Origin of the sequence: Streptomyces sp. NPDC057682 (assembly GCF_042799575.1) — a bacterium.
In the GTDB taxonomy this organism is placed as follows: Bacteria; Actinomycetota; Actinomycetes; order Streptomycetales; family Streptomycetaceae; genus Streptomyces.
The window spans coordinates 96,858-116,180 of sequence record NZ_JBHVIN010000022.1 but is presented as its reverse complement, the minus strand read 5'-3'; the positions used below and the strand labels follow the sequence as shown (position 1 = coordinate 116,180).

The 19,323-nt window shown below is 71.5% G+C and carries 17 protein-coding genes and 1 riboswitch; of the genes, 15 read left to right on the top strand and 2 right to left on the bottom strand.

Going from position 1 to position 19,323, the window contains the following annotated elements:
- Positions 1 to 21: 21 nt before the first annotated feature.
- A complete protein-coding gene (locus tag ACFVDM_RS32975; protein ID WP_383649060.1) occupies positions 22 to 348 on the top strand; it encodes a hypothetical protein in 327 nt (108 codons plus the stop codon).
- A gap of 210 nt (positions 349 to 558) precedes the next feature.
- Positions 559 to 1,092 carry a hypothetical protein gene (locus ACFVDM_RS32970; protein ID WP_383649058.1) on the top strand — a complete coding sequence of 178 codons (534 nt, stop codon included), beginning with the start codon at positions 559 to 561 and terminating at the stop codon, positions 1,090 to 1,092.
- 71 nt (positions 1,093 to 1,163) lie between these two features.
- Here ACFVDM_RS32970 and ACFVDM_RS32965 read toward each other — a convergent pair whose 3' ends face one another.
- Entirely contained in the window at positions 1,164 to 2,366 is a 1,203-nt protein-coding gene (locus ACFVDM_RS32965; protein ID WP_383649056.1) for a teichoic acid biosynthesis protein C, read from the bottom strand.
- Between the two features lie 139 nt (positions 2,367 to 2,505).
- Here ACFVDM_RS32965 and ACFVDM_RS32960 point away from each other — a divergent pair, with 139 nt between their 5' ends.
- The 13 genes from ACFVDM_RS32960 to ACFVDM_RS32900 all read left to right on the top strand — a co-directional run bounded on the left by ACFVDM_RS32960 (position 2,506) and on the right by ACFVDM_RS32900 (position 16,637).
- Entirely contained in the window at positions 2,506 to 3,474 is a 969-nt protein-coding gene (locus ACFVDM_RS32960) for a glycosyltransferase family 2 protein (RefSeq protein WP_383649054.1), read from the top strand.
- The gene (locus tag ACFVDM_RS32955; RefSeq protein ID WP_383649052.1) at positions 3,471 to 3,875 is read left to right on the top strand and encodes a GtrA family protein; all 405 of its coding nucleotides are present in this window, start codon (positions 3,471 to 3,473) and stop codon (positions 3,873 to 3,875) included. Before ACFVDM_RS32960 ends, ACFVDM_RS32955 begins: the two co-directional genes overlap by 4 nt.
- 136 nt (positions 3,876 to 4,011) lie before the next feature.
- A complete protein-coding gene (locus ACFVDM_RS32950) occupies positions 4,012 to 4,668 on the top strand; it encodes a SurA N-terminal domain-containing protein (protein ID WP_383649050.1) in 657 nt (218 codons plus the stop codon).
- 33 nt (positions 4,669 to 4,701) lie between these two features.
- A complete protein-coding gene (locus tag ACFVDM_RS32945; RefSeq protein WP_383649048.1) occupies positions 4,702 to 5,718 on the top strand; it encodes a nucleoside triphosphate pyrophosphohydrolase in 1,017 nt (338 codons plus the stop codon).
- A 52-nt stretch (positions 5,719 to 5,770) separates the two neighbouring features.
- Positions 5,771 to 7,081, top strand: coding sequence for a cytochrome P450 (locus ACFVDM_RS32940; RefSeq protein ID WP_383649046.1), 1,311 nt, complete (start codon positions 5,771 to 5,773; stop codon positions 7,079 to 7,081).
- A gap of 113 nt (positions 7,082 to 7,194) precedes the next feature.
- The gene (locus ACFVDM_RS32935) at positions 7,195 to 8,190 is read left to right on the top strand and encodes a transglycosylase family protein (protein WP_383649044.1); all 996 of its coding nucleotides are present in this window, start codon (positions 7,195 to 7,197) and stop codon (positions 8,188 to 8,190) included.
- A 301-nt stretch (positions 8,191 to 8,491) separates the two neighbouring features.
- Positions 8,492 to 8,661: riboswitch (cyclic di-AMP (ydaO/yuaA leader) on the top strand.
- Between the two features lie 4 nt (positions 8,662 to 8,665).
- A complete protein-coding gene (locus tag ACFVDM_RS32930; protein ID WP_383649042.1) occupies positions 8,666 to 9,409 on the top strand; it encodes a transglycosylase family protein in 744 nt (247 codons plus the stop codon).
- Between the two features lie 287 nt (positions 9,410 to 9,696).
- Positions 9,697 to 10,977, top strand: coding sequence for a phosphopyruvate hydratase (gene eno, locus ACFVDM_RS32925; RefSeq protein ID WP_266418369.1), 1,281 nt, complete (start codon positions 9,697 to 9,699; stop codon positions 10,975 to 10,977).
- Positions 10,978 to 11,072: 95 nt separating this feature from the next.
- The gene (locus ACFVDM_RS32920; protein ID WP_383649040.1) at positions 11,073 to 11,543 is read left to right on the top strand and encodes a septum formation initiator family protein; all 471 of its coding nucleotides are present in this window, start codon (positions 11,073 to 11,075) and stop codon (positions 11,541 to 11,543) included.
- A 66-nt stretch (positions 11,544 to 11,609) separates the two neighbouring features.
- Positions 11,610 to 12,155 (top strand): DUF501 domain-containing protein, encoded by a 546-nt coding sequence (locus ACFVDM_RS32915; protein ID WP_383649038.1) that lies wholly within the window; start codon positions 11,610 to 11,612, stop codon positions 12,153 to 12,155.
- 35 nt (positions 12,156 to 12,190) lie between these two features.
- Positions 12,191 to 13,135, top strand: a complete 945-nt coding sequence (locus tag ACFVDM_RS32910) for an exopolyphosphatase (RefSeq protein WP_383649036.1) — start codon at positions 12,191 to 12,193, stop codon at positions 13,133 to 13,135.
- A gap of 493 nt (positions 13,136 to 13,628) precedes the next feature.
- Complete coding sequence (locus tag ACFVDM_RS32905; protein ID WP_383649034.1) at positions 13,629 to 15,014, top strand: NAD(P)/FAD-dependent oxidoreductase; 1,386 nt, start codon at positions 13,629 to 13,631, stop codon at positions 15,012 to 15,014.
- Positions 15,015 to 15,332: 318 nt separating this feature from the next.
- Entirely contained in the window at positions 15,333 to 16,637 is a 1,305-nt protein-coding gene (locus ACFVDM_RS32900) for a class I SAM-dependent methyltransferase (protein WP_383649032.1), read from the top strand.
- 65 nt (positions 16,638 to 16,702) lie between these two features.
- Here the strand turns inward: ACFVDM_RS32900 and ACFVDM_RS32895 are convergent, their stop codons facing one another.
- Positions 16,703 to 19,234 (bottom strand): ABC transporter permease, encoded by a 2,532-nt coding sequence (locus ACFVDM_RS32895; protein ID WP_383649030.1) that lies wholly within the window; start codon positions 19,232 to 19,234, stop codon positions 16,703 to 16,705.
- Positions 19,235 to 19,323 lie beyond the last annotated feature (89 nt).

Genomic DNA, 19,323 nt, shown 5'->3' with positions numbered 1-19,323 from the left:
AAACGGATTCCAAGGAGAGAGATGTCGCAAGATGAGCGTGTGGATCCCGTGCAGATCCTCGCTCGGGTCGGAGGAGTCGCCTACCGCGCCATGGATGCCGACCGGGCATTCGAGGTGTGGGTCCATCTGGCGAGGTCGGCAGGGTGGGAGGTCGGCGAACGTTCCGACGACCGCCGGACCGGTGATCCGACGGACCTGGGCTCGGTGATGGTGGAAGGCATCAAGTACCGCATTCGCTACAGTCCCCGCGTGCGCCGGCTCCTGGCCGACGACTCGACCGGGCACCTGGTCTACCAGGACGCTCTCGGGTACGCGGCCTGGGCCGAGCCGGAGGACGCCGCCCGCTGACGGAACGGCCGATCCCCGAAGACCGGGCAGTCCCGCCGGAACCACGGTTCCGGCGGGGCTGGCTGGACAGGGTTGCGGAGAGCGTTACCGAGGAGGTCGATGGCGTCGCGCTGGGGGCGGAGCCGGAAGTGGGCGTACACGGTGGCGACGGGCTGATCGTGGGCTGTTTCGAAAAGGGATGTCATGCCTGATCCATCATTCGGTGGTGCGATGGACGCCATGTCTTCCCGGGCGCTGAGTTGCGTGACGGCTCTGAGGCTCGGCGGAGCGGTGTACATCCTCGCGGAAGCCGCTGGGCAGGAGGACCTCTATCACCAGGCGGACGCCGGTGTGCGTGCCGGACTGAGGTCGTGCGAGGGCAGGCGCCCGAACGGCGATGTGCTCCGTATCGCCAAGAAGGCCTGCCGTCGTCTGAGCACCGAGTTCTCCGGTGCCGAGGACACGCGGCCATTCGCCCTGGGCGGCTTCACGCTCATGGAAGAAGTGCTGGCGTCAATCGAAGACGGTGACAGCCGGGTCGCGGAGCCGCATATCGCGGTGTTCGACAAGGCGTTGGAGGTTGCCGCGCTGTGGCCGGGGCCCGTGGACGTCGACGGGTGTGCCGGACTGCGGGAATTCGAGCAGCGGTGTCAGCGGGAATCCGTCGACCGGCTGAACGCCGAGGGGATTCCCGGCCTTCGCAGCGCACTGGGACCCCGGCAGCTCACGTACCGCGACCTCGCCAGGAGCGCGTCGGGCCGTTGATTCCCCAGCATCGCCACTACTAGGAGCGCGGGTCCCGGAGCGTTCCGGGACCCGCGTCCGTGTGCCGGGGGTCAGGACGGCTGCACGAGCCCCGACTTCCCGTAGACCGTCGCCACCCGCGCGCCCGGGTCTCCCGACGCGAAGCCCATCCCGATGCGGAAGACCCCGGGCCGGGCCGGGTCCGGGATGTGGACGCCGAGGCCTTCGGGCTCGCGGTAGTCCAGGGAGTACGCGGCGGCGGTGTGGGCGGGGTTGACGGTCTCCTTGAAGGGGGTGGGCGGCGCGGGGTCCAGGGCGCCCGTGGCGAGGTTCACCGAGGTGATGAACGTGTTGCCGACGCCCGGCGGGGAGATCACGACGTCCTGGCCGTCGATCTTCTGCGTGGAGCCGTAGCTGTTGCCGTGCAGCAGATAGAGGTACCGGCCCACGACCGCGTACCCCTGGAGGAACGGGTTGCCGTAGGTGGTGAGCGGCCAGCCGGGGACCGCCGTCAGGGACGGTTCGCGGAGGCTGGCGAGCGGCTGGGTCCAGACGCCGAGGCGGGCCAGGTCGAGATCGTGCACCTGGAAGACGAACACCCCGTCCGTGTCGCGGAACCGGATCGCCAGCCGGCCGTAGACCGGGTCGACGGAGGCGGTGTACGTCGAGGTTCCGGGGACCGGCTGGTACGTCGCGAGGCCGGCGGAGCCGTAGTCGAGGACCTGCCCGTTGACGAACGGGAACCGGGCCAGCCGCCTGCCGCGGCTGGTCGTCTTCGTCGGGTCGTCCGGGTGGACCGGGTCCGGCACCTCCTGGCCGTCGGTCTCCGTCCACAGATACGCGGTGCCGCCCGCGGGCTCGACCCCGATGCTCATGCCGTGCCCGAAACCGCGCAGGTACATGGAGCCGAGCGTGTTCCCGGACATGTCCCACTTGGTGATGGTCAGATCGCCGTGTCGGTTGCGGTCGGTGGCGCTCACGGCCGCGGACTCGCCCGCGAGCTTCAGGCCGCCCTGCGTCACCTGGGCCAGATAGATGTGCCCGTTGGCGTTGTCGTAGCCGAACGACTGGAGAATCGTCGCGTCGCGCAGCGGCTTCTCGCGTATCCAGTTCTCCGAAGCGCTGTTCAGATCGAGCCGGGGCGAGGGCACCAGCAGCGAGGAAGCCGGTGTGGCGTGGTCGGCGGCTGCCGCGGTACCGGCACTCATGGACACACCGGCCGCGGTGAGCGCACCGGCACCGCCCAGCGCGAGCAGGGAACGGCGGCTGGGGCGGGAGATGCTGTCATCGGTCATGGTCCGTCATTCAAGCGTCGTCGACATGGCCCGCTCAACCCCGCCCACGCCCTTACCGGCGGCCCCGTTCACCCAACCGTCGCCCCCGCGCCACGCGCACCATCCGCCCGCGACACATGGACCGGGTGGTGTGTCCGGTGTGCTGATCTCTCTGGTGGTGCCCTGCTTCAACGAGGAAGAGATCCTCGAACGCTTCCACGCCCGTGTGACGGACGAGATGACCCGCCTGGGCCACGCCTTCCAGCTCGTGTACGTGGACGACGGCAGCGCGGACCGCACGCTGCCGATCCTCCAGGAGCTGGCGGCGGCCGACCCCCGGGCGCGGTACGTGTCCTTCAGCCGGAACTTCGGCAAGGAGGCGGCGATGCTGGCGGGGCTGCGGCACGCCGAGGGGGACGCGGTGGTGATCATGGACGCCGATCTCCAGCATCCACCGGAGCTGATCGGGAAGATGGTCCAGGAGCACGCCCAGGGGTACGACCAGGTCATCGCCCGCCGCACCCGCACGGGCGACCGCGTGACGCGGACGCTCAGCGCCCGTGCGTACTACTGGCTCATCAACCGCCTCGTGGACGTGGAACTCGTGGACGGGGTCGGCGACTTCCGGCTGCTGTCGCGCAGGGCGGCGGACGCGGTGCTGGAGCTGACCGAGTACAACCGCTTCTCGAAGGGACTGTTCGCCTGGGTCGGTTTCCCGACGACGACGTTCAGCTACGAGAACGCCGTACGGGAACAGGGCCGCTCGGCCTGGACCTTCGGCAAACTGCTGAACTACGGACTCGACGGGCTGCTCTCCTTCAACAACAAGCCGCTGCGCGCCGCGCTCTATCTCGGCCTGCTGCTGGTGTCGCTGGCCTTCGCCTACGCCGCCTGGATCGTGGGCGTCGCCCTCGTGAAGGGCATCGACACCCCGGGGTACGTCACCCTCCTCGTCGTCGTCACCGCCCTCGCCGGCGTCCAGATGGTGATGGTCGGCGTGGTCGGCGAGTACGTCGGGCGCATCTACTACGAGGTGAAGCGCCGCCCGCACTTCCTCGTGAAGGCCACCAACGCCCCCGAGCACCGGCCCGACCGGGAGCCGGAACCCCGGGAGTTCGCCCGCCGATGAGCGTCACGGCACAGATCGCCCGGTTCGCCCTCGTGGGGGTCGTGAACACCGGCACGTACTACGGCTGCTACCTGCTCCTGCTGCGCGGGCTGCCGTACATCGCCGCACATGTGCTCGCCTTCGCGCTCAGCATGGTCGGCTCGTTCTTCCTGAACTCGTACTTCACCTACCGAACCCGGCCCACCTGGCGGAAGTTCCTCCTCTTCCCCCTCACCAACGCGGCCAACTTCGTCATCACCACCGGCGGCGTCTACCTCCTGGTCGACCTGGCCGGATTCAGCGACCGCTACGCCCCGCTGGTGGCCGCCGCCGCGGCCATCCCCCTCACGTTCGTCGTCTCGCGCACGATCATGCTGCGACCGGACACCCCGCCCCGGAAACGGCCGGAACCGGTGGGCTGAGACGGGCGGCTCCGGGCCACATCCCCAACTCCTCCCGAATCGTTGGTCGAATCAGTGGCCCGGACCAGTTCCACTGCCTAACATCGATCACCGCAAGGCTTTGTGCACCGCCGCACAATCTCCTCGGGAGGCTCCTTTGCACCGCCGTCGTCGCACCGCGCTCTCCGTCTCCGCCGCCCTGCTCGCCGCAGCGCCGGTCCTCACCGCCTGCGGCAGTCAGGCCCACCCAGGTGCCGCGGCCGTCGTCGGCGGGGACCGCATCACGGTGGCCACCGTGCAGGGTCAGGTGGCCGACGTGCGCAAGGCGCAGGGGGAGTCGAAGCAGGCGGAGCAGATCACCGACCAGTCGGGACAGCTCGCCCGCGCCAAACTGCACGGGCTGATCCTGGACCGGATCCTGGACAAGGCCTCCGCCGACGCGGGGGTGACGGTGACGCGGGCCGAGGTCCAGCAGATGCGCGCCTCGGCCGCCGCCCAGTACCAGGGCGAGGACGGGCTGCGGGCCGCGGTGCTCCAGGAGCGCTGGATCGCGCCCGACCAGATCGACGCCTTCCTGCGGGAGCAGATCCAGCTGACCAAGCTCGGCCAGTCGCTCGGCGCCGACCCGACGACGCCCGAGGGGACCAAGATCCTCGGCGAGGCGCTGAGCGAGGCGTCGAAGGCGCTGAAGGTCGACATCAACCCGCGCTTCGGCACCTGGAACAACCAGCAGATCCAGCTCGCCGACTACAAGGCCCCGTGGATCAAGCAGGTCACCGAGGCGGAGAAGCCGGCCGCGCAGGCCGGGGCCTGAGGCCCGTTCGGCGGCCGAGGTAGATTCCGCCCTGTGAACGCTGAAGACCCCGGCCGCATCGTCCTGCTCACCGCCAGCCACCGCGTGGCCCCCGGACTGTTGTCCTGGCCCGCCTGGCAGGCCCTGCACGCGGCCGGCCGGGTGCACTGCGCGGAGGACGCCCGCGAGCAGCTGCCGTATCTGCGCGAGGCCGGGGTCGCCGTCACCCCCGGCGTTCCCGGCGCCCAGGAGCTGGTGGACGCGTGTGCGGGCGGGCACACCGTCGTCGTCCTCACCGGCGGACAGGGCGACGGGCCGCTGACCGACGGACTGGCCCGGCTGGCCGGCTCGGGGCGGGTGCGGATGCCGGAGCTGGAGCTGCTGCCCGGTTCGTACGACCTGCCGGGCGCCCGGCTCCTCGATCTCGTCCGGGTCATGGACCGGATCCGCCGTGAGTGCCCCTGGACCTCGCAGAAGACCCACCGGGGCCTCGCCAAGTACGCCATCGAGGAGGCGTACGAACTCGTCGAGGCGATCGAGGACGGCACCCGCGAGGAACTGCGCGAGGAACTGGGCGACGTCCTCCTCCAGGTCGTCTTCCACGCCCGCATCGCGGAGGAGGACGCGCAGGAGCCGTTCTCCGTGGACGACGTCGCCGGCACGCTCATCGAGAAGCTGATCCACCGCCACCCGCACGTCTTCGGCGACGCCACCGCCGAGACCCCCGAGGACGTCCACGCCCACTGGCTGCGCACCAAGGCCGTCGAGAAGCAGCGCGCGTCCGTCACCGACGGGGTGCCGCTCGGCCAGCCCGGCCTGGCGCTCGCCGCGAAGCTCGCGAGCCGGGCCCGTACCGCCGGACTCGATGTCCCGCTGCCCGGAGCGGCCGGGGGGAGCGGCGCCGACGCCCTCGGCCACCGGCTGCTCGCCCTCGCCGTCCGGGCCCAGGAGGAGGGTGTCGACCCGGAGGCCGCCCTGCGCGCCGCGGGCCGCGCCTACCGGGACGCCATCCGCGCCGCGGAGGGCGTGGACGGCGCGGACGGTGAGGAGAGCGCGGACGGCGCGGAGTAGGGGCCGCGGAGGGCCCGGAGGCCTCGTCCCGGGCAGCGGATAACGTCGGGGGGTGAACGACCACCCCGCCGACGCCCCGCCCGGATGCCCCGCCCACGGCGGGTCCGACACCACCGTCCCGCCCGCGCCCGAACTCTTCACCTGGGAGTTCGCGACCGATCCGTACCCCGCGTACGCCTGGCTGCGTACGCACAGCCCCGTGCACCGCACCACGCTGCCCAGCGGCGTCGAGGCCTGGCTGGTGACGCGGTACGCGGACGCCCGGCAGGCGCTCGCCGACGCCCGGCTCTCCAAGAACCCGGCCCACCACGCCGGGTCCGCCCAGGCCAAGGGGAAGACGGGCATCCCGGGGGAGCGCAAGGCGGAGCTGATGACGCATCTGCTGAACATCGACCCGCCCGACCACACCCGGCTGCGCCGGCTCGTCTCCAAGGCGTTCACCCCGCGCCGGGTCGCCGCGTTCGCGCCCCGCGTCCAGGAGCTGACGGACCGGCTGATCGACGGCTTCGCCGCGAAGGGGGAGGCGGACCTGATCCACGAGTTCGCCTTCCCGCTCCCCATCTACGCGATCTGCGACCTGCTGGGCGTGCCGCCCGAGGACCAGGACGACTTCCGGGACTGGGCGGGCATGATGATCCGCCACGGCGGTGGGCCGCGCGGCGGGGTGGCGCGTTCCGTGAAGAAGATGCGGAACTACCTCCTGGAACTGATCCACCGCAAGCGCGAGGACCCGGGCGACGACCTGATCTCGGGGCTCATCCGGGCGAGCGACCACGGCGAGCACCTGACGGAGAACGAGGCCGCCGCGATGGCCTTCATCCTGTTGTTCGCGGGGTTCGAGACGACCGTGAACCTGATCGGGAACGGGGTCCACACCCTGCTCGGCCATCCGGAGCAGCGCGCCCGGCTCCAGCGTTCGCTGGCCGCGGGGGAGACGGAGCTGCTGGCGACCGGGATCGAGGAACTGCTGCGGTACGACGGGCCGGTGGAGCTGGCGACCTGGCGGTACGCCACCGAGGCGCTGACCATCGGCGGGCAGCGGGTGGCCGAGGGCGATCCGGTGCTCGTGGTGCTGGCCGCCGCCGACCGGGACCCGGCGCGCTTCGAGGGGCCGGACACGCTGGACCTCGCGCGGCGTGACAACCCGCACCTGGGGTACGGGCACGGCATCCACTACTGCCTCGGGGCCCCGCTCGCCCGGCTGGAGGGCCAGACGGCCCTCGCCACGCTGCTGAAACGCCTGCCGGACCTCCGGCTTGCCGGGGAATCAGCCGATTTGCGCTGGCGTGGCGGGCTGATCATGCGCGGACTGCGCACACTTCCGGTCGAGTTCGGTCCGGAAGCGGGCACGGGCGGAAGGTGACTTTCTGTCAACTCTGTGATGTCGGCGTGATCTGCGCTGCATCGACTTGTGACATCCGTTCGAGTCCCGCTAGGTTCACCGTTCGACCCACCCGTCACACGGAAGGCATCCCCATGGGCTCCGCGAACGGCAGGCACCGTCGTCCCCGACAGGCTCCCGCCATCGTCGTCGCCGCAGGCGTGACCGGCTCGGCCATCGCCATCCCGCTGCTCGGCGCCGCGGGCGCCCACGCGGCGGACGCCTCGACCTGGGACCGGGTGGCCGAGTGCGAGAGCGGCGGGATGTGGAGCGCCGACCTCGGCAACGGCTCCTACGGCGGCCTCCAGTTCTCCCCGGAGCTCTGGAAGGCGTACGGCGGCGAGTCCTACGCCGAGCGCGCCGACCTCGCCAGCCGCTCGCAGCAGATCGCCGTCGCCGAGAAGGTGCTGGCGGACCGGGGCCCGAAGGCGTGGCCCAGTTGCGCGGTCGTCTCCGGGCTCGCCACGGACACCGGCCTGCCGGGGGTGGACCCGGGCGGCCTCCCGTCCGACCAGCCCTCCGCCGACCCGTCCGGCAGCGCGAGCGCCGACCCCTCGGCGGAGGCCGGGGCCACGGGCGACGCCTCCGCGGACGGCAAGGGCGACCAGGGCGGCAACGGCGGCAAGGGCGAGGGCGCGGACGCCTCGCGCGGCAAGCACGCCAAGCCGGACGCCTCCGCCTCCCCGTCGGCGACGCCGTCGGCCGGGGCCGGGGACGCGCGGGACGCCTCGGGGGCGGACGCCTCCGGCGCGGCGCGGGGCGACGGGGAGCAGGCCGGGAACAGCGGGCAGGGCGGCAAGCACCGCGGCGCGCCCGCACCCGAGGAGACCCGGCGGACCGGCACCGACGGGGACCGCGACACGGGGCGGCACACCTCGCGCGGCACGACCGGTGCCCGCGACGCCGGGGTCGCGACGGCCGACGGCACGTACACCGTCCGGACCGGCGACAACCTCTGGGCGATCGCGCAGGAGCACGAGCTGCCCGGCGGCTGGACGGCGCTCTACGAGACCAACAAGGACGAGATCGGCTCCGACCCCGACCTGATCCTGCCTGGCCAGAGCCTCGACCTCGGTGCACCGGCCGAGTGAGTCCGGCCCGGTCCACCGGCTGAAAAAGCCCCGGATTCCGGGGTAGTTCAGAGGCCTATGTCCCACTTTCGACCAAGTGAGACATAGGTCTCTTTGCGTGAACTGGCGTGTTGTGTCCGGGAGGTCCCGTCGCATCCGTTCCGACCTGCGCAAATGTAGGTTTGTCAGATGCAAGTAAGGGATGTTTTTCCGGTATGTCCGTCTTTGAATGTCGGGGTTGGGTGTGTTTACGGTCTGAACCGCTCGCACCGCGGGCCCCGTCGACCGTCACGCCGAATCCTGCCGTCGGTCGGAGGGAACAGACGCGAAAGCGCCGTAGGCAGGAGCGGGGGACCCAGGTAGGCGCCGGAGCCGGACGTCGCAGGACGCCGGGACCGGCTTGGGGTGAAGTCGCACGCTAGGACGTGCGACCGGGCAACTCACTAGGCCCGAACCCGACAGCTCACCTCGCAGGCGTCGGTGAGGAGAAGACTCGATGCTGCTCAACCGCAAGGCCAACAAGCACCGCCGCCCCTCCAAGGCCGTCCGGATCGCCACGCTCGCCGGTGTCGCCGGTGCCGCCGTCGCCGTCCCGCTGATGGGCGCGACCGGTGCCTCCGCCGCCTCGGTGGCCACCTGGGACGCCGTCGCCCAGTGCGAGTCCGGTGGCAACTGGTCCATCAACACCGGCAACGGCTACTACGGCGGCCTGCAGTTCTCCCAGTCCAGCTGGGCCGCCGCCGGCGGTACCCAGTACGCGCCCCGTGCCGACCTGGCCACCAAGGCCCAGCAGATCGCCACCGCCGAGAAGCTCCTCGCCCTCCAGGGTCCGGGCGCCTGGGCCTGCGCCGGTGCCGGCAACCTGACCAACGACGGTGTCGACCCGGGCGTCGACACCGGCTCCTCCGCCGCCAAGACCGAGCAGGCCCCCAAGCAGGAGGCCGCGCCCCAGAAGCAGGCCGAGCGCACCGAGGCCCCGGCCACCAACCGCTCGGACCGCACCCCCGCCCCGGCGAAGAGCGAGCCGAAGAAGGCCGCGAAGACCGTCACCACCCCGACCGGCCAGAAGGTCGCCAAGGGTGACGGCGAGTACAAGGTCGTCACCGGCGACTCGCTGAGCGAGATCGCCGCCGCCCATGACGTCGAGGGCGGCTGGCAGGCCCTGTTCGAGCTGAACAAGGACATCGTCAAGGACGCCGACCTGATCTACCCGGGCCAGCAGCTCCACCTGACCAAGTAGTCGCGATCCCTCCTCGTCGCTGACTCCGGACGCCCCGGCCCGGCGCGCACCCTCCCCCCGTGCGTGCCGGGCCGGGGTCCGCTCGTTCGGGCCGGGGACCGTTCAACTGTTGTAGTTACCAGTCAGTAAATTTCTGCCCTTTCGTCCCGTTGTGCATGCCCTTGGGTCCTTTTTCGTCCCAGGGGTCGGGCGGTCGGCCGACGCAGGCCGCCGGGCCGGTTAGGCTCTTGTCGCAAGGCCCACGTGGCCCCGCACCCCAAGCGTCATATCCCAGAAGGAGATGCCTCGTGCCGTCCATCGACGTCGTCGTAGCCCGGGAAATCCTCGACTCCCGCGGAAACCCCACGGTCGAGGTCGAGGTCGGCCTCGACGACGGCAGCACCGGCCGTGCTGCCGTTCCGTCCGGCGCCTCCACCGGTGCCTTCGAGGCCATCGAGCTTCGCGACGGAGACCCCAACCGCTACCAGGGCAAGGGCGTCGAGAAGGCCGTCCTCGCCGTCATCGAGCAGATCGGCCCGGAGCTGGTCGGCTACGACGCCACCGAGCAGCGCCTGATCGACCAGGCGATGTTTGACCTGGACGCCACCGAGAACAAGGGCTCGCTGGGCGCCAACGCCATCCTCGGCGTCTCGCTCGCCGTGGCCCACGCCGCCTCCGAGGCCTCGGACCTGCCGCTTTTCCGCTACCTCGGCGGCCCGAACGCGCACCTGCTGCCCGTTCCGATGATGAACATCCTCAACGGCGGTTCGCACGCGGACTCCAACGTGGACATCCAGGAGTTCATGATCGCCCCGATCGGCGCGGAGTCCTTCTCCGAGGCCCTGCGCTGGGGTGCCGAGGTCTACCACACCCTGAAGAAGGTCCTGAAGACCAAGGGCCTCTCCACCGGTCTCGGCGACGAGGGCGGCTTCGCGCCGAACCTGGAGTCGAACCGCGCCGCCCTGGACCTCATCGTCGAGGCCATCAAGGAGGCCGGCTACGCCCCGGGCAAGGACATCGCTCTCGCGCTCGACGTCGCCGCCTCGGAGTTCTACAAGGACGGAAAGTACGAGTTCGAGGGCAAGTCCCGCTCGGCCGCCGAGATGACCGAGTACTACGAGGAGCTCGTCTCCGCGTACCCGCTGGTCTCCATCGAGGACCCGCTGTACGAGGACGACTGGGCCGGCTGGAAGGTCATCACCGACAAGCTCGGCGCCAAGGTCCAGATCGTCGGCGACGACCTCTTCGTCACCAACCCGGAGCGCCTGGCCCGCGGCATCGAGGAGGGCTCCGCCAACGCCCTGCTCGTCAAGGTCAACCAGATCGGTTCGCTGACCGAGACCCTGGACGCCGTCGAGCTGGCCCAGCGCAACGGCTTCAAGTGCATGATGTCGCACCGCTCCGGCGAGACCGAGGACGTCACCATCGCCGACCTCGCGGTCGCCGTGAACTGCGGCCAGATCAAGACCGGCGCCCCGGCCCGCTCGGACCGCGTCGCCAAGTACAACCAGCTGCTGCGCATCGAGGAGATCCTCGACGACGCCGCGGTGTACGCCGGCCGCTCGGCGTTCCCGCGCTTCAAGGGCTGATCCGGCCCGGGGCAACCGACCCGGCCTCCGTCCGTCCCCGCACTCGGTCCCGTACCGTGTGCGGGGACGGACGTGCGTAATGGGGAGGCGGAGACATGGCCGCGAAGGACCGGGACCGGTTCTCCACCGCGACCCGGCTGCGGTTGCTCGGCGAGCAGACCGCGGCCCGCGTCTACCGCTCCCAGAACCGCCGTCAGGCCCGCCGCTCCCGGCTCACCGGCCGGGCCGCCTTCCTGGCCCTGGTGGTCTGCTCGCTGATCGTCGCCCTCGCCTATCCGATGCGGCAGTACGTGTCGCAGCGCGACGAGATCGCCGAACAGGAGCGGCTGGCGCAGGAGGCCGAGACGCGGACCGAGCAGCTGCGCGACGAGAAGGCCCGGCTCCAGGACGACGCCTACATCAGGCGGCTGGCCCGCGAGCACCTGCACTACCTTCTTCCCGGGGAGACCGGCTACACCGTGGTCGACCCGGACGCGGCCAGGGAGCGCGACGGTGCGCCGGAGGACTCCGGCCGGCCGTGGCACTCCAACCTGTGGGACGGCGTGGACAGCGCCGACCGCGGTTGAGCCGCCCCCCTTGTACCGCTGCGGAACCCCGCAGTTCGAGCAGTCCGATCAGAACCCTAGGCAGGCATGGAAACCCCCCCTCCGCAGACCGAGTCCACCCCGCCCACCGAGGCGGACATCGCCGCCTTCCAGCAGCAGCTGGGGCGCCCGCCGCGCGGGCTGCGCGCCATCGCGCACCGGTGCCCGTGCGGCAACCCGGACGTGGTGGAGACCCAGCCCCGGCTGGAGGACGGTACGCCGTTCCCGACGACGTACTACCTCACCTGCCCGCGCGCGGCCTCCGCGATCGGCACGCTGGAGGCGAACGGGGTCATGAAGGAGATGACCGAGCGTCTCGCCACCGACCCCGAGCTGGCCGCCGCCTACCGCGCCGCGCACGAGGACTACCTCGCCCGCCGCGACGCCATCGAGGTCCTGGAGGGCTTCCCGAGCGCCGGCGGCATGCCGGACCGCGTGAAGTGCCTGCACGTGCTCGTGGGGCACTCGCTCGCGGCCGGGCCCGGGGTGAACCCGCTCGGCGACGAGGCGATCGCCATGCTGCCGGAGTGGTGGCGCAAGGGGCCGTGCGTGACGCCCTGCGGGACGCCGGACGAGGCGTCGGACGAGGCCTGAGAACACCACACGATGCGCCGGAGAGGCTTGAGTTCATGACGCGTGTAGCCGCCATCGACTGCGGGACCAACTCGATCCGCCTGCTGGTCGCCGACGCCGACCCCGCCACCGGCGGGCTCGTCGAGCTGGACCGCCGGATGGAGATCGTCCGGCTCGGCCAAGGGGTCGACCGGACCGGCCGGCTGGCGCCGGAGGCCCTGGAGCGCACCTTCGCGGCCTGCCGCCGGTACGCGGACGTGATCAAGGAGCACGGCGTGGAGCGGATCCGCTTCGTCGCGACCTCCGCCTCCCGGGACGCGGAGAACCGGGACGAGTTCGTCCGGGGGATCCACGCGATCCTCGGCGTCGAGCCCGAGGTGATCAGCGGCGACCAGGAGGCCGCGTTCTCCTTCGACGGGGCCACCAGGGAGCTGACCGGGCGCGACGACCTGGCGAAGCCGTATCTGGTCGTGGACATCGGCGGCGGCTCCACCGAGTTCGTCGTCGGCGACGACCGGGTGCGCGCGGCCCGGTCCGTGGACATCGGCTGCGTCCGGATGACCGAGCGCCATCTGGTCCGCGACGGCGTGGTCACCGACCCGCCGACGGCCGCGCAGGCCGACGCGATCCGGGCGGACGTCGCGGCGGCGCTGGACCTGGCGGCCGAGACGGTGCCGATCGCCTCGGCCGGCACGCTCGTGGGCCTGGCCGGCACGGTCACCACCGTCGCGGCGATCGCGCTGGGCCTGGAGGAGTACGACTCCGAGGCCATCCACCACTCCCGCGTCCCCGTGGAGCGGGTCCGCGAGATCGCCGCGCGGCTGCTCGCCTCCACCCACGCCGAGCGGGCGGCGATCGGTGCCATGCACCCGGGCCGGGTCGACGTGATCATCTCCGGCGCGCTGATCCTGCTCGCCGTCATGGAGCGGACGGGCGCCCGGGAGGTCGTCGTCAGCGAGCACGACATCCTGGACGGCATCGCCTTCTACGCGGCCCGCTGAGCCCCTCCGGGGCCCTTCCCGGGCCCGGTCGGGCGGCACCCCTCGGAACGGCCCGCGCAGCGGCCTTCCGAGGGGCCCGGCGGCCCCTGCTCATACGCACTTTGGCCTGCACCTTTGAGACTTCCGAGGCATGCGCGGGGGTTCTTCGGAGGCAGCGCGCGACGAACTTCGTGAAGTTCTTCACAAGGAATGCGGGTGCTCGGGGCGCACTTGGGCTCCGAACGGGGTCCGAGGGGAGTGGGCCGGGTCACTCCGGCCGTGCGCGGCGGGATTCCGGCGGGTCCGGGGGCGGGCCGCCGGGGGGTGTGGTCCAGCCGGGGCGGCGAATCAAGGGCCAGCTCACAGGCGGTGAACAACGTTCACCGGGATGCGGTGGTTCCCCCGTACGGTCATGACCTGGGTCACGTGGGCCGCGGAGTGTAGCAGACAGGGGCCACATCCTTGTGAAGGGGCTCACGAGCATGCCCCCCGAGGGGGGTGGATACTCGATGGCATGAGCACCACGGAGCGTCCCAGGATCCTCGTAGTAGGCGGTGGGTACGTAGGCCTGTACGCAGCTCGGCGCATCCTCAAGAAGATGCGCTACGGAGAGGCGACCGTCACGGTCGTCGACCCCCGGTCGTACATGACCTACCAGCCCTTCCTCCCCGAAGCTGCCGCCGGCAGCATCTCGCCCCGGCATGTCGTCGTCCCGCTGCGACGCGTCCTGCCCAAGGCCGAGGTACTCACCGGCCGCGTCACGACCATTGACCAGGACCGCAAGGTCGCCACGGTCGCGCCGCTCGTCGGCGAGTCCTACGAGCTGCCCTTCGACTACCTGGTCATCGCGCTCGGCGCCGTCTCCCGCACCTTCCCGATCCCCGGCCTCGCCGAGCAGGGCATCGGCATGAAGGGCATCGAGGAGGCCATCGGCCTGCGCAACCACGTCCTCGAACAGCTGGACAAGGCCGACTCGACGACGGACGAGGACGTCCGCCGCAGGGCGCTGACCTTCGTCTTCGTCGGTGGCGGCTTCGCGGGCGCGGAGACCATCGGCGAGGTCGAGGACATGGCCCGCGACGCGGCGAAGTACTACACGAACGTGAAGCGCGAGGACATGCGCTTCATCCTCGTCGACGCCGCCGACAAGATCCTTCCCGAGGTCGGCCCGAAGCTGGGCACCTGGGGCCGGGAGCACCTGGAGTCCCGTGGCGTCGAGGTCTTCCTCTCGACCTCCATGGACTCCTGCGTCGACGGTCACGTGGTGCTGAAGAACGGCCTGGAGGTCGACTCCAACACCATCGTGTGGACCGCCGGTGTGAAGCCGAACCCGGCGCTCGCCCGCTTCGGTCTGCCGCTCGGCCCCCGCGGCCACGTGGACACCAGCGAGAAGCTCCAGGTGCAGGGCACCGACTACATCTGGGCCGCGGGCGACAACGCCCAGGTTCCGGACATGATCGGCCGCAAGGCCGGCAACCCCAACGCCTGGTGCCCGCCCAACGCCCAGCACGCGCTGCGTCAGGCCAAGGTCCTCGGCGACAACGTGATCTCCGGGATGCGCGGCTTCCCGCAGGCCCCCTACAGCCACGCCAACAAGGGTGCGGTGGCCGGTCTGGGGCTGCACAAGGGCGTCGCGATGATCGTCATGGGCAAGATGAAGATCAAGCTCAAGGGCCGTCTCGCCTGGTACATGCACCGCGGCTACCACGGTCTGGCCATGCCGACCTGGAACCGCAAGATCCGGATCTTCGCCGACTGGACGCTGGCGATGTTCCTCAAGCGCGAGGTCGTCTCGCTCGGCGCCATGGAGACTCCCCGCGAGGAGTTCTACGAGGCCGCCAAGCCCGCCCCGGCCCCCGCCGCCGCGCAGCCGGCCGGCGAGAAGGCCAAGGCCTCCTGACGCCCTGACCGGCGGATCCCCGGATCCCCGGCCGCACGTCGCACGACGCCCGAAGGGGCCGTCCGCCATCCGTGGTGCGGACGGCCCCTTCGGCGTATCCGGACCCGGGGCACCGCGGGACCGCGGAGCCCCGCCGCCCCGGGATGTGTGCCCCGTACAAGGATTTTGCCGTTCCCTTGCGCGGTAGCGGGATGGCCCGGCCGCCGGAGACTGTTGAGGGGGGTGTACCTCGTCGTGGCGCAGCGGGTGCCGGGGCGGGGTGCGGGCATGCGCGGGCGTGCCCGCACGTAGGGAAACACCATCACGGAGGTGTGCGCCATGGCCGACGCCGCGTTGCGGCTGACCTCTCTCGCCCAGGAACTGCTGGGCGCCCCCCTGCCGGTCCGCGTCCGGGCCTGGGACGGCAGCGAATCGGGACCGCCCGGAGCCCCCGTCCTCGTCGTCAAGCACCGCCGCGCGCTGCGCCGGCTGCTCTGGAAGCCGGGGGAGCTGGGCCTGGCCCGCGCCTGGGTGGCCGGTGAACTCGACATCGAGGGCGATCTGTACGAGGCCCTGGACCTGATGGCCGGTCTGATCTGGGAACGCGGCGACGGCACGGGGGAGCGCGTCCACCCCGTACGCGATCCGAAGCTGCGCGCCGCCGCTCGGGGGCTGCTGCGGCTGGCCGGGCCCTGGCCGCCGCCCCCGCCGCCGCCCGAGGAGGTCCGCGGACGCGCCGGCACCCGGCACAGCAAGCGCCGCGACAAGGCCGCCATCAGCCACCACTACGACGTGGGCAACGACTTCTACGCCCTGGTCCTCGGCCCGTCCATGGTCTACTCCTGCGCCTACTGGGAGGACAGCGGAACGCTGGAGGACGCCCAGCGCGACAAGCTGGACCTGGTCTGCCGCAAGCTCGCCCTCAAGGAGGGCGACCGGCTCCTGGACGTCGGCTGCGGCTGGGGCTCCATGGCGATCCACGCCGCCCGGGAGTACGGCGCCCGGGTCACCGGGGTCACCCTCTCCGTCGAGCAGGCCGCCTTCGCCCGCAAGCGCATCGCGGAGGAGGGCCTGACCGACCGCATCGAGATCCGCGTCCAGGACTACCGGGACGTGCGCGACGGCCCGTACGACGCGATCTCCTCGATCGGCATGGCCGAACACGTCGGAGCGGTCCGCTACCGCGAGTACGCCGACGATCTGTACGCCCTCCTCAGGCCCGGCGGACGGCTGCTCAACCACCAGATCGCCCGTCGCCCCGAGAAGGACGAATCCGCCTACCACGTGGACGAGTTCATCGACGCCTACGTCTTCCCCGACGGGGAACTCGCCCCGCTCGGCCGGACCCTCGCCACCCTGGAGGAGGCCGGTTTCGAGGCGCGGGACGTCGAAGCGCTGCGCGAGCACTACGCCCTGACCCTCCGCCGGTGGGTGGCGAACCTGGAGGCGGACTGGCCGGGCGCGGTGCGGATGACCTCGCCCGGCCGGGCCCGGGTCTGGCGGCTCTACATGGCCGCCTCCGCGCTCTCCTTCGAGCACAACAAGATCGGGGTGAACCAGATCCTGGCGGTCCGCCCGGAGGAGGACGGCGCCTCCCGGATGCCGCCGCGCGCCCGGGAGTGGACGGCCGACGCGGGCGCCTGAGCGCACCGTACGGCGAAGGGGCCGGTGTCCACCGCGGACACCGGCCCCTTCGCGTACGGGCACGGCTACTCGGTCTTGATGGCCGTCAGCATGTTCAGCTTCGCGGCGCTGCGGGCCGGCCAGAGCGCGGCCAGCACCCCGACCAGACCGGCCAGGAGCAGGAAGACCGCGATCCGGCCCCACGGCACGACCAGGACGTACTCGGGGATCTCCTTGGCGACGGTCTGCCCGATCGCCCAGCCGAGGAAGAGCCCCAGCCCGATGCCGACCACCGCGCCGAACAGCGAGATGACCACCGCCTCCAGCCGGATCATCCGCTTCACCCGGCGCCGGTCCAGGCCGATCGCCCGCAGCATGCCGATCTCCTGCTGCCGTTCGAACACCGACATGGCCAGGGTGTTGACGACCCCGAGCACCGCGATGATCAGGGCCATCGCCAGCAGGCCGTACATGATGTTCATCGCGAGGTTGATGCCGCCGCCGAACATGTCGCGGATGTCCTGGCGGTCCATGACGCTCATGCCCGGGTTGTCGCCCAGCGCGTCCACCAGCGCCTGCTCGTGGGCCGCGCTCGCGCCGCCCTCCGTCTTCACCCAGATCTCGCGGATGTCCGGCCGGCCCTCGTGCGGGGCCACGACGTCGCGGGGGACCAGGACCGGCGACAGGAACTCGTTGTCCGTGAAGAGCGCGCCGACCTTCAGACGGCCCTTCCTGTCGTCCTGGTAGGTGACCGTGACGGTGTCCCCGGTCTTCCAGCCGTGCGAGGCGGCGGTCTTGTCGGAGACGGCGATCTCGCCCCGGCCGAGGGCGTCCAGGGAGCCCGCCACGGTGTCCACGGTGAGGACCTTCTCCACCGCGCCCGGGGTGACGCCGGAGGCGGAGACGCCCCGGTCGCCGTCGACCGTCAGCCACAGGGCCTGCTGCGGGGAGACCGCGGTGACGCCGTCGGCCTTCTCCAGGGCGGTGAGCGCCGACTCGTCGAGCGCGTCGCCGCTCGCCATCGAGATCATGTAGTCGGCGCGGATGTTGTCCGTGGTCACGTTGTCGACCGCCCGGCCGAGGGTGACGCCGAGCACCGAGATGCCGGTGACGAGGGTGAGGCCGATCGCCAGGGCGGAGGCGGTGGCGCCGGTGCGCCGGGGGTTGCGGACCGCGTTCTGCGCGGCCAGCTTGCCGGAGACGCCGAACAGCCGGCGCAGGGCGGGGCGCACCAGGGCGATCACCGGGCGGGAGAGCAGCGGGATCAGGACGATGACGCCGATCAGGGCGAGGAAGGCGCCGCCCGCGATGAGGAGCTGCCCGTTCGAACCGGACTGCGCCGCGCCGCCGACGACCGCCGCGCCGCCGGCCAGGGTGAGGAGGGCGCCGATGGAGTTCCGCAGGACGAGGGACTTGACCGTGGCCACCGCGTGCAGGCTGTTCATCGCCGCGACCGGGGGGATCTTCGCGGCCCGGCGGGCGGGCAGCCAGGCGGCGAGCACGGTGATCACGACGCCGACGGCGAAGGCGGCGAGGACGGTGACCGGGGCGACCACGAGCGGTCCGGCCGGGATTTTCCCGCCGATCAGGCTCATCGCCGAGCGCAGCGCGGTGGCGAGGCCCAGGCCCAGGGCGAAGCCGACGACGGAGGCGATCAGGCCGACCACGGCGGCCTCCAGGAGCACCGAGCGCTTGACCTGGCGGCGCGAGGCGCCGACGGCGCGCATCAGGGCGAGTTCCTTGGTGCGCTGGGCGACCAGCATGGTGAAGGTGTTGGCGATCAGGAAGACGCCGACGAAGAGCGCGATACCGGCGAAGGCCAGCAGCAGCTTGTTGAGGTTGCTCAGCCCGGACTCGATCTGCTCGGCCTGCTCGTCGGCGAGGGCCTTGCCGGTCCTCGCCTCGGCGTCCTTCGGCAGCAGCGGCTTCACGGCGGCCAGGAGGCGCTGGTCGGAGGTGCCGGGCGTGGCGGAGACGGCGACGTCCTGGAACTCGCCGGGGCGCAGGAACAGCTTCTGGGCGGTCGCGGTGTCGAAGAGGACCAGGCTGCCGCCGGCGTTGACCGCGCCGTCCTCGGTGGTGAAGACCCCGGACAGGGTGTACTCCTTCACCGGCCCGTTGGTGGCGACCCGGACGGTGTCCCCGACCTCGTACTCGCCCTTCTTCGCGGTGTCCTCGTCGAGCGCGATCCGGCCGGCGGCGGTGGGGCCGGTGCCGTCGGTGAAGGTGTACTGGGTGTCCTTGCCGTCCGTGCCGGGGGCGAAGTTGGCCCCGGTGTTGGACCAGCCGTTGCCGATCAGCTTGCCCTGGGGGTCGGCGACCCCGGCGAAGCCGTCGACCCGGCCGGCGGCGTTCTTCACGCCGTCCAGGTCCTGGATCCGCTTCAGGGTGGCGGCGTCGATGCCGGTGGACTTGGGGTCGCGCCGGTCGGCGTGCGTGGTGACGGCCACGGCGACGTCGTCGTAGCTCTTGGCCGACTGGTTGCGGAAGGCGTGGCCGAGGGTGTCGGTGAAGACCAGGGTGCCGGACACGAAGGCGACGCCGAGCATCACGGCGAGGATCGTCATCAGCAGCCTGGCCTTGTGCGCGAGCACATTGCGCAGGGCGGTACGGAGCATCTCTGTCAGTCCCGGGAGGAGTGGGCCGGTGGGGGTGGGCGGTCGGCGGGGGCCGGGGTCCGGTCGTGGCGTCCGGACCCGGTGGGCCC